We start from the raw sequence: 13,515 nt of genomic DNA on the forward strand, positions 1-13,515 counted from the left end.
GGGCGGGCCGTGTTCCGGTAGGAGTTCCGGAACACGGCCCGCCCAGGAGCCGAGCGTGTCAGCTCACTCTTCCTCGTCGTTCTCCTCGGTCAGCGAATCGCCCAGCACGCGCCCCTCGCCAGGGGCCAGCGTGCCGAGGATGCGCTCCAGATCGTCCATCGAGGCGAACTCAACGACGATCTTTCCCTTCTTCTGGCCCAGGTCGACCTTCACCCGGGTCTCGAAGCGGTCGGACAGCCGGGAGGCCAGACCCGTGAGCGCGGGGGACACCCGGGCGCCCGCACGGGGGCCCTTGGTCTTGCTCGTGCTCGTGGGGGTGGACCCCATCAGCGTCACGATCTCCTCGACGGAACGAACCGACAGCCCCTCCGCCACAATGCGGCGAGCGAGGTGGTCCTGCTCTTCCGAGTCCTCCACGGACAGCAGGGCACGCGCATGACCTGCGGAGAGCACACCCGCGGCGAGCCGCTTCTGGACGGATGGCGAGAGCTTCAGCAGCCGCAGCGTGTTGGAGACCTGCGGGCGCGAACGCCCGATCCGGTCGGCCAGCTCGTCGTGCGTGCACTTGAAGTCCTTGAGCAGCTGGTCGTAGGCGGCTGCCTCTTCCAGCGGGTTGAGCTGTGCCCGGTGGAGGTTCTCCAGAAGCGCATCGAGCAGCAGCTTCTCATCGTCCGTGGCCCGCACGATCGCGGGAATCTTCTCCAGGCCGGCTTCCCGGCAGGCCCGCCAGCGGCGCTCACCCATGATGAGCTCATACCGCCCCGGTCCCGTCTGACGGACCACCACCGGCTGAAGCAGGCCCACCTCCTTGATGGAGGTGACCAGCTCGGCAAGGGCGTCCTCGTCGAAGACTTCTCGCGGCTGGCGCGGGTTCGGCCTGATCGCGTCCAGTGGCACCTCTGCGAAGTGCGCGCCTGCCACTTCCGAGACACCCGCCGAGGATGCCTCCGTCGCGGCCGGCGCTTCCGTTTCACGTGAAACACCGGGCGTCGGCAGCGACGTGACCTTGGCGGCCGCTACTCCTCGCTCCGGGGCCAATACCGGCGCGGACGACGGCGCCGCCGCCCCCTGCCCCGCGGAACCGGCATGGTCCGTGCTCTGCGGTGCGGCGGGGATCAGCGCACCGAGCCCACGGCCCAGGCCTCTACGTCGTTCGCTCACTGAGTCCCCTCCGGGATGCTGTGCTGTGCTTCATAGTTCACGCTGAGGCCCTGGCCCCCGGTCTGCGGGACCCCACGCAACGCGATCTCGCGGGCCGCTTCGAGATAGGAAAGCGAACCGCTGGATCCCGGGTCATAGGTGAGCACCGTCTGCCCATAGCTGGGTGCCTCGGAGATACGCACCGAGCGGGGGATGCTCGTACGGAGTACTTCGTGGCCGAAGTGGCTGCGCACCTCGTCTGCGACCTGAGAGGCCAGCCGGGTCCGGCCGTCGTACATGGTGAGCAGAATCGTCGAGACATGGAGTTCGGGATTGAGATGCCCTCGTACCAGATCGACATTCCGGAGCAGCTGGCCCAGCCCCTCCAGCGCGTAATACTCGCACTGGATCGGGATCAGGACCTCGGCGCCGGCCACCAGAGCGTTGACCGTCAGCAGGCCGAGCGAGGGCGGACAGTCGATGAAGATGTAGTCCAGCGGCTGTTCATACGCCTTGATGGCGCGGTCGAGCCGGCTCTCACGGGCCACCAGCGAGACCAGCTCGATCTCGGCACCCGCCAGATCAATCGTGGCCGGCGCACAGAACAGGCCCTCCACGTCCACGACCGGCTGCACCACATCGGAGAGCGGCTTGCTCTCCACCAGCACGTCGTAGATGGAGGGCACCTCGGAGTGGTGGTCGATCCCCAGTGCCGTCGACGCATTGCCCTGGGGATCGAGGTCGATCACCAGAACCCGCGCACCGTGCAAGGCCAAGGAGGCTGCCAGGTTCACCGTGGTCGTGGTCTTGCCGACCCCGCCCTTCTGGTTGGCAACCACCATGACCCGAGTCTGTTCAGGCCGGGGCAGCCCCTCACCCGCGCGGCCGAGTGCCTCCACCGCCAGCTGAGCTGCACGACCGATCGGGGTGTCGTCCATCGGGGGCGGCGTTTCACGTGAAACGTCGTCCCCGAACGACTCGCTACGGGGACCGGGGACCGGATCGGTCATCGGTCCCGCGATGTTGGCGTCGGACCGCAAGGATTCACTCTCCTCGACATCAGGCTCGCAATGTTCAGAGCCTGCCATGCTTTCGGCGTCGTGAACCAGTGAGGTCCGTTCTCCTGTGGACGAATCCACTTCTGTGGATACTTCGCTCACCCTTGTGGGTCCAGGGTCGCGCGGCGCAGCGGCCGCACGACCACGATCGATGATCCCTTGCAGCAGAGAACGACGTTTCACGTGAAACACGATGCCAGCGTCGCGCCCGAATGAGCCGCGACACTCCGTCTTGTGTTGCTTTGGCGGCATTGATGAGGTTCGTCCGTCCCTGTTCCATTACGAAACGGACGAACCTTCATCTCCCTGCCGCTCTGTGGTGGTGCTCCGGCACCAGAGCCTCAGCGTCGGCGCCCCCGCGACGCACGGCCCACCCGGGCCGCCTTCGCCCGCTTGGCCGCGAAACGCACACCGCCGGGGCTCTCGCCCACCTCGACCCGCACCACGGTCGACGGCGGATCCACCACACCCTCGCCCACGTGCACCACCGAGGTCTCCACCACGCCGAGCTTGCTCAGCGCCGCCCGGGCGCCCTTGAGCTCCTCCTCCGCGGCATCTCCCTTGAGCGCCAGCATCTCGCCGTAAGGACGCAGAAGCGGCACCCCCCAACCGGCCAGCCGATCGAGCGGAGCGACGGCCCGCGCCGTCACCACATGCACCTGGGGCAGCTTGCCCATGACCTCTTCGGCGCGCCCGCGCACGACGGTGACATGATCAAGCCCCAGCAGCTCGACGACCTCCTGAAGGAAGTTCGTCCGCCGCAGCAGTGGCTCCAGCAGCGTGATCTTCAGGTCCGGACGCACGAGGGCCAGCGGGATACCGGGCAGTCCGGCCCCCGAGCCCACGTCACAGACCGAGACGCCCTCGGGCACGACCTCGGAGAGCACCGCGCAGTTCAACAGATGCCGCTCCCACAGCCGCGGCACCTCGCGCGGGCCGATGAGCCCACGCTTTACGCCGGCATCGGCGAGAAGTTCGCCGTACCGCACGGCCTCCGGAAAGCGCTCGCCGAAAACCTCCTCCGCCGCCTTCGGCGCAGGAGGGAGCTCCGCTGCTGCCTCCGTCACGGGAACCGCCCTTCCTCTGGACTGCTTTTCCTGTCGGGAACCCGGGTTCCGCACCCGGGGTAACACAGAACGCTGACAAGTTTTGGCCCCGCCTGCGAGCAGACGGGGCCAAAGGAAAACGGGAGCGCTGAGCGGTCAGGCCGGGAGAACAACCACTCGGCGCTGCGGCTCCTCACCCTCGGACTCGCTCTGGAGCCCGGCCGCCGCCACCGCGTCGTGGACGACCTTGCGCTCGAACGGGGTCATGGGGTCGAGCTTCAGCGGCTTGCCGGTGCCCTTGACCTCCTCGGCCGCCTTCGCACCGATCTCCGCGAGCTCCTCGCGCTTGCGCGCCCGGAAGCCGGCGATGTCCAGCATCAAACGGCTGCGGTCACCGGTTTCACGGTGAACGGCCAGCCGAGTCAGCTCCTGCAGGGCCTCCAGCACCTCACCGTCGCGGCCCACCAGCTTCTGCAGGTCGCGGCTGGTCGAGTCGCTGATGATCGACACAGCGGCGCGGTCGGCCTCGACGTCCATGTCGATGTCACCGTCGAGGTCGGCGATGTCCAGCAGACCCTCGAGGTAGTCGGCCGCGATCTCGCCTTCCTGCTCCAGACGCGTCAGGGTGTCGGTGCCCTTGGTGGCAGGGGTCGTGTCCGTCACGAAAGGACTCCTTCTTACTTCTTGGACGGGTGCTTGGGGCGCTGCTGGCCCTTGCGCTGGCCGGACTTGGCGGTGCGGGACCCGGAGGCGCCGCCCTTCTCCTTGCCGTCCTGCGCGTCCTTCTTCTCCAGCGACTGCTTCTTCGCAGCACCCTGTCCGGCGCCCGAAGCGGATCCGGCTCGCGTGCGGTTCTGCGCACCGCCGGCCGGGGCCGCGCCGCCGGTCTGCCGCTGGGACTTCGACTGACGCTTGGGCTGCTGGCGGTTCTGGCGCGCCTCCTCGGCGGCCTGCTTCGCCTCGACGGCGGCCGGGTCCTCGACGAGCTTGCCGGCGGCCCGCAGCCGCTCCTGGCGCTCCTCGAAGGCCTTGCTGCCCGGGGTCGGGTTACGACGGATGACGAACATCTGCTGGCCCATGGTCCACACGTTGGTGGTCAGCCAGTAGACGAGAACACCGACGGGGAAGTTGATGCCGAAGACGGCGAACATGATGGGGAAGACGTACATCAGCATCTTCTGCTGCTGCATGAACGGCGTCTTCACCGTGAGGTCGACGTTCTTGGTCATCAGCTGGCGCTGCGTGTAGAACTGCGACGCCGACATCAGGACGATCATGATGATCGTGACCACGCGGACGTCGACCACGGAAGCGCCCAGGCTCTGGATCTTCTCCGCGCTGTCCATGAACTTCGCCGCCAGCGGCGCACCGAAGATGTGCGCCTTCTGCGCGCTCTCCAGCAGGGGCTGGTCGATGACGCCGACGGTCTTGTTCTGCGCGATGTGGCTCAGGACCTGGTACAGCGAGATGAAGAACGGCGACTGGGCCAGAATCGGGAGACAGCTCGAGAGCGGGTTGGTGCCCGTCTCCTTGTAGAGCTTCATCATCTCTTCGGACTGGCGCTGCTTGTCGCTCTTGTAGCGCTCCTGGATCGCCTTCATCTTCGGCTGGAGCGCCTGCATGTTCCGCGTCGACTTGATCTGCTTCACGAAGAGCGGGATCAGGCAGATACGGATCAGCACCACCAGCGAGACGATGGACAGACCCCACGCCGCGCCACTGTTCTTGTCGAAGATGAGGCTGTAGAACGAGTGGAACTGGACGATGATCCAGGAAACAGCGATATAGAGGGGACCGAGGATCGTGTCCACGAATCAGGCTCCTTGGGCGTTGGGCTGAGTCTCGGGCTGGGCGACAGGCTCAGGGACGGTGGGCCCGCCCAGGCGGCTCCTCAGCCGCTGATGCCAAACCGGACGCTTCCGGGGAGGGACGTGGTCGACGCCACCGAGCGACCACGGATTGCACCGCAGGATGCGCCAGGCTGTCAGCGCAGTCCCTTTCACCGCGCCGTGCCGGTCGATGGCCGTGTAGCCATAGTGCGAGCACGACGGGTAGTACTTGCAGACCGGTCCCAGCAAAGGGCTGATGGTCCACTGGTAGATCTTGATCAAAAGCAGCAGCGGGTACTTCACTGTGCGCTCCCTCCCGGGTCCCGTCCGGGGTTCCGGGGGCCTGCGGCGATGCCGCCGCCAGTCACAGCCCCCGGGGGATTGCAGCCTCTCGGCACCCCTCCCAGCAGCCGCTCCAGGGCGGCATCCAGGTCGCGGGCCAGCTGGTCGTGATCCGCATCACCCGCGCAGGGCAGGGCCCGTACGACAACCAGGCTACCGGCGGGCAGCCGGTCCAGCCGGTCGCGCACGAGATGCCGGAGCCTGCGCTTGACCTTGTTGCGCACGACCGCGTTGCCCACTGCCTTGCTCACGACGAAACCCGCACGTGCCGAGGGAACACTTTCCCCCGACCCGTGCGGGTCCGTTGAGCCGCTGCGGAAATGAACGACAAGGAGCGGGCGACCGGCCCTGCGTCCCCGGCGTACCGCGTTCGCGAAGTCCTCGCGCCGCCTCAGCCGATTCTCGGTAGGCAGCACGTCATGGACCTAGGTTCTGGCTGCTCAGGCCGACAGGCGGGCGCGACCCTTGCCACGGCGGGACGCGAGAATCGCGCGGCCGGCGCGGGTCCGCATGCGCAGGCGGAAGCCGTGGGTCTTCGCGCGGCGGCGGTTGTTCGGCTGGAAGGTGCGCTTGCTCACTCGGGGGCTCCAGGAATGCTTGTTGTCTCAAAAGAGACAGATGTGGGGCGTCGACTGGCTGTCACCGTGCGCCCACGAGTAGCTCGCAACGCCTAAGTGCACCGCTACACGATCACTTCGAGCGTGATCTTTGCCCATCGGAGGCAGGCGGCAGCAGCCATCGACAACTCGACCTGGTCACGGTACGCGCGGCTACGCCATCCGGTCAAACCGGCTCTTCGGCAGCGCCGGCCGGCGCCTTGTCAGGACACACTATGCACAGGCTGTGGACAACAACTTGAATCCCCAGGCCCGGCCTGACTACCGTGACGGAACCCCGATTCCTTCCCGCCCGTCCTGAGAATCACACATTCGTGGGACTGCTGAGAGAGCGTGCCCCGTGGCTGATGTACCTGCCGATCTTGCCGCAGTGTGGCCGCGCGTGCTCGACCATCTCCTTCGCGCGGAGGCCGACGGCCTCAAGCCCAAGGACCAGGACTGGCTCAAGCGCACCCAGCCCCTGGCGCTGGTCGCCGACACCGCACTGCTCGCCGTCCCCAACGAGTTCGCCAAGGGCGTGCTCGAAGGCCGGCTGGCGCCGCTGATCGGGGAGGCCCTCAGCCATGAGTGCGGCCGCCCGATCCGGATCGCGATCACCGTCGACGACTCCTCCGAGGAGCCCCCGGCGCAGTCCGCACCGCCCGCGTCCCAGCACCAGCCGTCGCCGCAGCACCAGTCGCCGCAGCAGCACGCGCCGCTCCACCAGCAGCCGCATCAGTCGCAGCAGCAGCACGATGCCTACGACGGCTACGAAGCGCGGCACGAGAACCGGCACGACAGCCGTCATGAGAACCGGCAGGGCTACGGGCACCAGGGCGACGACCTGCCCGGCGTCCGCCCCGCCTATCCGGACTACCAGCAGCCCCGGCACGAGCCCGGCGGCTGGCCGCAGCACTCCTCCGGCATGGCCGGCGGCCCCGGCCCCCGCGAGGACTACGGCTGGCAGCAACAGCACCTCGGCGGCTACCCCGAGCGCGACCCCTATGCCGGCCCGTCGTCCCATGGGTCTCAGCACCAGCAGCGGCAGAACGACTACCGCGGGCAGGCGCCCGAGCGCGGCGGGCCGCCGCAGCACTCCGACGGCCGCTCCCCCTATGACCAGCCGCGCCGTGACCTCTCCGAGCACCAGCCCGGCGGGCACAACGGCCGCGCGGGCGTCTCCGGCCCCGGCGCCGTGCTGCCCGCGCCCAGCGGGGCGCCCAGCCCGCTCGCCGCGCAGCCCGCGCCGGCGACCGGCCCCGGGGAACCGACCGCGCGGCTGAACCCGAAGTACCTCTTCGACACCTTCGTCATCGGCGCCTCCAACCGCTTCGCGCACGCCGCCGCGGTGGCCGTCGCCGAGGCGCCGGCCAAGGCGTACAACCCGCTGTTCATCTACGGGGAGTCCGGTCTCGGCAAGACGCACCTGCTGCACGCGATCGGGCACTACGCGCGCAGCCTCTATCCGGGCACCCGGGTGCGGTACGTGAGCTCGGAGGAGTTCACCAACGAGTTCATCAACTCCATCCGCGACGGCAAGGCGGACGCGTTCCGCAAGCGCTACCGCGACATGGACATCCTGCTGGTCGACGACATCCAGTTCCTGGCGAGCAAGGAGTCGACGCAGGAGGAGTTCTTCCACACCTTCAATACGCTGCACAACGCGAACAAGCAGATCGTGCTCTCCAGCGACCGGCCGCCCAAGCAGCTGGTCACCCTGGAGGACCGGCTGCGCAACCGCTTCGAGTGGGGTCTGATCACCGACGTCCAGCCGCCCGAGCTGGAGACCCGGATCGCGATCCTGCGGAAGAAGGCGGTCCAGGAGCAGCTGAACGCGCCCCCGGAGGTGCTGGAGTTCATCGCGTCCCGCATCTCGCGCAACATCCGCGAGCTGGAGGGCGCGCTGATCCGGGTCACGGCGTTCGCCTCGCTCAACCGGCAGCCGGTGGACCTGGGGCTGACCGAGATCGTGCTGAAGGACCTGATCCCCGGGGGCGAGGACGCGGCCCCGGAGATCACCGCGACCGCGATCATGGCTTCGACCGCCGACTACTTCGGGCTGACCATCGACGACCTGTGCGGCTCGTCGCGCAGCCGGGTGCTGGTCACCGCCCGCCAGATCGCGATGTATCTGTGCCGGGAGCTGACCGACCTCTCGCTGCCGAAGATCGGCGCACAGTTCGGCGGCCGGGACCATACGACCGTGATGCACGCCGACCGAAAGATCCGCGCGCTGATGGCCGAGCGGCGCTCGATCTACAACCAGGTCACCGAGCTCACCAACCGCATCAAGAACGGCTGAAGGCCGGCCACCGCCGGTCCAGCGCGGCCCGCTTCCGGCGCACGCCGGTCACCGCAGGACGTCCGAGGGCACTGCCGGATCCGTTTCCGGCAGCGCCTTTCGTCGTGTCGGAGCGGACCGCGCGGCGAGGCACCCGCGCTCCCTCCCTCTTCCTCCTTCTTTTCCGCTTCCTGCCCCGGCCTGCACCGCCCGCGACGTGACACCCACCGGGCGAGCGTCCCCGAGCGCTCCCGATGAACGCGTCACGCCCCGCTCTCCGTCCCGCTCCGAGGCTCTCCCGGCCCCTCCGACGCCCGTTCCGATCCGTCCCGACGCCGTCCCAAACCTGTGGAGCGCGCCGGCGGTGTTCGATTCCGCGGCCGGTCACGGCCTCTCTCCACAGATTGGGCAAGAATCTTCCGTCCACACGCTGGGGAGGGGAAAGTTATCCCTGTGGGATCCACAGGCAGGTGTTCTGACGGGGCATCGGAGGAGGTCAGCCGCGTGTGGATTTGTGGTCAACCCTTCTCCACAGGGTGTGGACAGCGAATCCGTCCACAGGAGGGGCCGCCGCTTGTCCACCGCCCGCCCACAGGCAAGCCGCTGTTGTCCCCAGCAATCCCCGGCTTCTCCACACCGCTGTCCACTGTTCGGCAACGCAACACCCGCTCTCACCGGGCCGAGTGAAAGCGGTCACACCAAGGTGATGGATTGGGCTGTGGGGAACGGGGGTAAAGCTGGGGATGGCGCTGGGGAGAAGTACCCGTCCCCTGTGCACCGGGTGTGCAGAACTTCCGGCGGTCCACAGAGACGCCGGCTTTTCCACGGCCGCCGCCCACAGGAGCAGTGGACAAAAAATCCGCGTTGACCTGCGCAAAAGCAGTTGTCCACGGTTTCCACAGCCCCTACTACTACGACCACGGATATCTACCGGGGAACTCGTTCGGAAACGGGGCCTGTGCACAAGTTGGCCGCCGGGCGTCCGGCATCGGTCGAGCCGACTTGACCCCGAGCCGCACCGACTGTCGGTGGCGTGCGTCAGACTGGTCTCCGGCAACCCAGCCGACGACGAAGGCCAGCAGGGCGAGAGCCAGCAACAGCAGGAGGCGGTTTCCGGTGAAGATCCGGGTGGAGCGCGATGTACTCGCGGAGGCAGTGGCCTGGGCGGCCAAGAGCCTCCCGGCCCGTCCGCCGGTGCCCGTCCTCGCGGGCCTGCTGCTGAAGGCGGAGGACGGCGCGCTGAGCCTCTCCGGCTTCGACTACGAGGTCTCCGCGCGGGTCTCGGTGGAAGCAGAGGTCGACGAAGAGGGCACGGTCCTCGTCTCCGGCCGCCTGCTCGCCGACATCTGCCGTGCGCTCCCCAATCGCCCGGTGGAGATCTCCACCGACGGTGTACGGGTCACCGTCGTCTGCGGCTCCTCGCGCTTCACCCTCCACACACTGCCTGTGGAGGAGTACCCGTCCCTGCCGACGATGCCCACCGCCACCGGCACCGTCCCCGGTGAGGTCTTCGCCGCGGCCGCCGCCCAGGTCGCCATCGCCGCCGGTCGTGACGACACCCTCCCGGTGCTCACTGGCGTACGCATCGAGATCGAGGGCGACACCGTCACCCTCGCCTCCACCGACCGCTACCGCTTCGCGGTGCGCGAGTTCCTGTGGAAGCCGGAGAGCCCGGACGCCTCCGCGGTCGCGCTGGTCCCCGCCAAGACGCTGCTGGACACCGCCAAGTCCCTGAGCAGCGGCGACACTGTCACGCTCGCGCTGTCCGGCTCCGGCCAGGGCGAGGGCCTGATCGGTTTCGAGGGCGCCGGGCGGCGGACGACGACGCGTCTGCTGGAAGGCGACCTGCCGAAGTACCGCACCCTCTTCCCGACCGAGTTCAACTCGGTCGCCGTGATCGACACCGCCCCGTTCGTCGAGGCCGTCAAGCGTGTGGCCCTGGTGGCCGAGCGGAACACCCCGGTCCGGCTGAGCTTCGAGCAGGGTGTGCTGATCCTGGAGGCCGGCTCCAGCGACGACGCACAGGCTGTGGAGCGGGTCGACGCCGACCTGGACGGCGACGACATCTCGATCGCCTTCAACCCGGGCTTCCTCCTGGAGGGCCTGTCGGCCATCGACTCCCCGGTGGCGCAGCTGTCCTTCACGACCTCCACCAAGCCCGCGCTGCTGAGCGGCCGGCCGGACAAGGACGCCGAGGCGGACGACGCGTACAAGTACCTGATCATGCCGGTGCGGCTCTCGGGCTGACGGCCGGACGGCAAAGGGGTGGCGGCTGTCCGGCGGACACCGGACAGCGCCCTGGCCACGGACCTTGCGGCGACCGGCTGACGGGCCCTGATGAGCGGCTGAGCCCACAGGTGTGCGCGGACCTGCGGGCGTAGGCTCGGACCCGGGTACGAACAGCAACCACTACGTGCAAAGAGGGTCTCTGATGGAGCTCGGTCTCGTCGGTCTCGGCAAGATGGGCGGCAACATGCGCGAGCGCATTCGCCGCGCCGGCCACACCGTCATCGGATACGACCGCAACCCCGACGTGGCGGATGTCAACAGCCTCCAGGGGCTGGTGGACAAGCTCAAGGGTCCGCGGGTGGTCTGGGTCATGGTGCCGGCCGGTGCCGCCACCCAGTCCACGATCGACGAGCTGGCCGAGCTGCTCTCGCCGGGCGACATCGTGGTGGACGGCGGCAACTCCCGCTGGACCGACGACGAGAAGCACGCCGAGGAGCTGAAGGCCAAGGGCATCGGCTTCGTCGACTGCGGCGTCTCCGGCGGCGTCTGGGGCCTGGAGAACGGCTACGCCCTGATGTACGGCGGCGACAAGGACGACGTCGCCAAGGTGCAGCCGATCTTCGACGCGCTCAAGCCCGAGGGTGACTTCGGCTCCGTGCACGCCGGCAAGGTCGGTGCCGGCCACTTCGCCAAGATGGTCCACAACGGCATCGAGTACGCGATGATGCAGGCCTACGCCGAGGGCTGGGAGCTGCTGGAGAAGGTCGACTCCGTCACCGACGTGCGCGAGGTCTTCCGCTCCTGGCAGGAGGGCACGGTCATCCGCTCCTGGCTGCTCGACCTGGCCGTCAACGCCCTCGACGACGACGAGCACCTCGAGAAGCTGCGCGGCTTCGCCGCCGACTCCGGCGAGGGCCGCTGGACGGTCGAGGCCGCGATCGACAACGCCGTGCCGCTGCCCGCGATCACGGCCTCGCTCTTCGCGCGCTTCGCGTCCCGTCAGGACGACTCCCCGCAGATGAAGATGATCGCCGCGCTCCGCAACCAGTTCGGCGGCCACGCGGTCGAGAGCAAGAAGTAGCGGACCACCGCACACACCACCAGCAAGCAGCAGCAACAGCCGGGGGAGGTCGGCGCCCAGCCATGCACGTCACGCACCTGTCCCTCGCCGACTTCCGCTCGTACGCCCGGGTCGAGGTTCCGCTCGACCCGGGCGTCACGGCGTTCGTGGGCCCCAACGGGCAGGGCAAGACCAATCTCGTCGAGGCGGTCGGCTACCTCGCCACGCTCGGCAGCCACCGCGTCTCCTCGGACGCCCCGCTGGTGCGGATGGGCGCCGAGCGGGCGATCATCCGGGCCGCTGTCACCCAGGGCGAGCGGCAGCAGCTGGTCGAGCTGGAGCTCAATCCGGGCAAGGCCAACCGCGCCAGGATCAACAGGTCGTCGCAGGTCAGGCCGCGGGACGTGCTGGGCATCGTCCGGACGGTGCTGTTCGCGCCGGAGGACCTGGCGCTGGTCAAGGGCGATCCGGGCGAGCGCCGGCGGTTCCTGGACGAGCTGATCACCGCGCGTTCGCCGCGGATGGCCGGGGTGCGCTCGGACTACGACCGCGTCCTCAAGCAGCGCAACACCCTGTTGAAGACCGCGGCGCTGGCGCGCAGGCACGGCGGGCGGCAGATGGACCTGTCGACGCTGGACGTGTGGGACCAGCATCTGGCCCGCGCGGGCGCCGAGCTGCTGGCGCAGCGGCTGGACCTGATCGCCGCGCTGCAGCCGCTCGCGGACAAGGCCTATGAGCAGCTGGCGCCGGGCGGCGGGCCGCTGGCGCTGGAGTACCGCGGTTCGGCGGGCGAGGCGATGGCCGCCGCCGCGACCCGCGAGGAGCTGTACGGCGTGCTGCTGGCGGCGCTCGGCGAGGCCCGTAAGGGGGAGATCGAGCGCGGGGTGACGCTGGTCGGCCCGCACCGCGACGATCTGGTGCTCAAGCTGGGGCAGCTCCCGGCGAAGGGGTACGCCAGCCACGGCGAGTCCTGGTCGTATGCGCTGGCGCTGCGGCTGGCGTCGTACGACCTGCTGCGGGCCGAGGGCAACGAGCCGGTGCTGGTGCTCGACGACGTCTTCGCCGAGCTGGACGCGCGGCGCCGCGAGCGGCTGGCGGAGCTGGTGGCCCCGGGCGAGCAGGTGCTGGTGACGGCCGCGGTGGACGACGATGTGCCGGGCGTCCTGGCCGGGGCGCGCTTTGCGGTGTCCGACGGCGCCGCGGAGAAGGTGACCCGGTGAGCGAGGAACAGCCCGACCGGCCGACCCCCGAGCTCTCGGGTGTGGACCTGGCCCGGCAGGCGCTGGTGGCCGCGAAGGAGCAGGCGCGTGCGCGGGGCGCGGCCGCGCAGCAGAAGAAGCAGGCCCGGCGCGGGGGGCTGCGCTCCGGCGCGCGGGCGGACGGACGCGACCCGCTGCCGCTCGGTGCGGCGATCAACCGGCTGATCACGGAGCGCGGCTGGGAGACCCCGGCCGCGGTCGGCGGGGTGATGGGGCGCTGGCCGCAGCTGGTCGGGCCCGAGGTGGCGCAGCACTGCGAGCCGCAGAAGTACGACGAGGACGCCCGGGTCCTGACGGTCCAGTGCGATTCGACGGCCTGGGCGACGCAACTGCGGCTGCTGGCGCCGACGCTGGTCGCCCGCCTCAACGAGGACCTGGGCCACGGCACCGTAAAGATGATCAAGGTGTTGGGTCCCGGGGGCCCCGCGCGCCGGTACGGATCCCTGCGGGCACCGGGCAGCAAGGGCCCCGGCGACACCTACGGCTGACCCCTGGGACGCCCCTTGACGGGTGAGGCGGATGAGACCCCGCTCACGGTAGTCGCCGGTTGACAGTCCGAAGCGCTGAGTGCCCGTGTGAGCGTCCTGAGGCCCCTTCTCGGATATGGGGAGTCGGCGGACGCCAGTTCAGGGCGGCACATGACGACTCAGGTGCCTCCAAACCCCCATGAGTGTC

The 13,515-nt window shown here is 69.1% G+C and carries 12 protein-coding genes and 1 pseudogene; 5 read left to right on the top strand and 8 right to left on the bottom strand.

What is annotated here, in order from left to right; all coding sequences use genetic code 11:
* Positions 1-63 precede the first annotated feature (63 nt).
* The 8 genes and pseudogenes from K7396_RS17920 to rpmH form a co-directional block, all read right to left on the bottom strand.
* Positions 64-1,161, bottom strand: coding sequence for a ParB/RepB/Spo0J family partition protein (locus K7396_RS17920; RefSeq protein ID WP_086715548.1), 1,098 nt, complete (start codon positions 1,159-1,161; stop codon positions 64-66).
* Positions 1,158-2,228, bottom strand: a complete 1,071-nt coding sequence (locus K7396_RS17925) for an AAA family ATPase (protein WP_086715550.1) — start codon at positions 2,226-2,228, stop codon at positions 1,158-1,160. Before K7396_RS17925 ends, K7396_RS17920 begins: the two co-directional genes overlap by 4 nt.
* A gap of 311 nt (positions 2,229-2,539) precedes the next feature.
* A complete protein-coding gene (gene rsmG / locus K7396_RS17930; protein ID WP_086715553.1) occupies positions 2,540-3,265 on the bottom strand; it encodes a 16S rRNA (guanine(527)-N(7))-methyltransferase RsmG in 726 nt (241 codons plus the stop codon).
* A 135-nt stretch (positions 3,266-3,400) separates the two neighbouring features.
* The gene (locus tag K7396_RS17935; RefSeq protein ID WP_086715555.1) at positions 3,401-3,907 is read right to left on the bottom strand and encodes a Jag family protein; all 507 of its coding nucleotides are present in this window, start codon (positions 3,905-3,907) and stop codon (positions 3,401-3,403) included.
* 14 nt (positions 3,908-3,921) lie between these two features.
* Positions 3,922-5,055 (bottom strand): membrane protein insertase YidC, encoded by a 1,134-nt coding sequence (gene yidC / locus K7396_RS17940; RefSeq protein ID WP_086715557.1) that lies wholly within the window; start codon positions 5,053-5,055, stop codon positions 3,922-3,924.
* 3 nt (positions 5,056-5,058) lie between these two features.
* Positions 5,059-5,376, bottom strand: a complete 318-nt coding sequence (gene yidD, locus K7396_RS17945) for a membrane protein insertion efficiency factor YidD (RefSeq protein ID WP_006604423.1) — start codon at positions 5,374-5,376, stop codon at positions 5,059-5,061.
* Between the two features lie 86 nt (positions 5,377-5,462).
* Positions 5,463-5,831 (bottom strand): annotated as a pseudogene (gene rnpA / locus K7396_RS17950) (ribonuclease P protein component); the annotation flags it as partial.
* 24 nt (positions 5,832-5,855) lie between these two features.
* Complete coding sequence (gene rpmH / locus K7396_RS17955) at positions 5,856-5,993, bottom strand: 50S ribosomal protein L34 (RefSeq protein ID WP_003949374.1); 138 nt, start codon at positions 5,991-5,993, stop codon at positions 5,856-5,858.
* Positions 5,994-6,372: 379 nt separating this feature from the next.
* On the opposite strand from rpmH, the gene dnaA reads away from it, so the two are divergent.
* The 5 genes from dnaA (at position 6,373) to K7396_RS17980 (ending at position 13,328) form a co-directional block, all read left to right on the top strand.
* Positions 6,373-8,313, top strand: a complete 1,941-nt coding sequence (gene dnaA, locus K7396_RS17960; RefSeq protein WP_086715564.1) for a chromosomal replication initiator protein DnaA — start codon at positions 6,373-6,375, stop codon at positions 8,311-8,313.
* A gap of 1,095 nt (positions 8,314-9,408) precedes the next feature.
* Positions 9,409-10,539, top strand: a complete 1,131-nt coding sequence (gene dnaN / locus K7396_RS17965) for a DNA polymerase III subunit beta (protein WP_086715567.1) — start codon at positions 9,409-9,411, stop codon at positions 10,537-10,539.
* A 184-nt stretch (positions 10,540-10,723) separates the two neighbouring features.
* Positions 10,724-11,602 (top strand): phosphogluconate dehydrogenase (NAD(+)-dependent, decarboxylating), encoded by an 879-nt coding sequence (gnd, locus tag K7396_RS17970; RefSeq protein WP_086715569.1) that lies wholly within the window; start codon positions 10,724-10,726, stop codon positions 11,600-11,602.
* A gap of 62 nt (positions 11,603-11,664) precedes the next feature.
* The gene (recF, locus tag K7396_RS17975) at positions 11,665-12,801 is read left to right on the top strand and encodes a DNA replication/repair protein RecF (protein WP_086715571.1); all 1,137 of its coding nucleotides are present in this window, start codon (positions 11,665-11,667) and stop codon (positions 12,799-12,801) included.
* The gene (locus K7396_RS17980) at positions 12,798-13,328 is read left to right on the top strand and encodes a DUF721 domain-containing protein (protein WP_086715573.1); all 531 of its coding nucleotides are present in this window, start codon (positions 12,798-12,800) and stop codon (positions 13,326-13,328) included. Before recF ends, K7396_RS17980 begins: the two co-directional genes overlap by 4 nt.
* The last annotated feature ends 187 nt before the right edge of the window (positions 13,329-13,515 follow it).

It is taken from the genome of Streptomyces angustmyceticus (assembly GCF_019933235.1).
GTDB lineage: Bacteria > Actinomycetota > Actinomycetes > Streptomycetales > Streptomycetaceae > Streptomyces > Streptomyces angustmyceticus.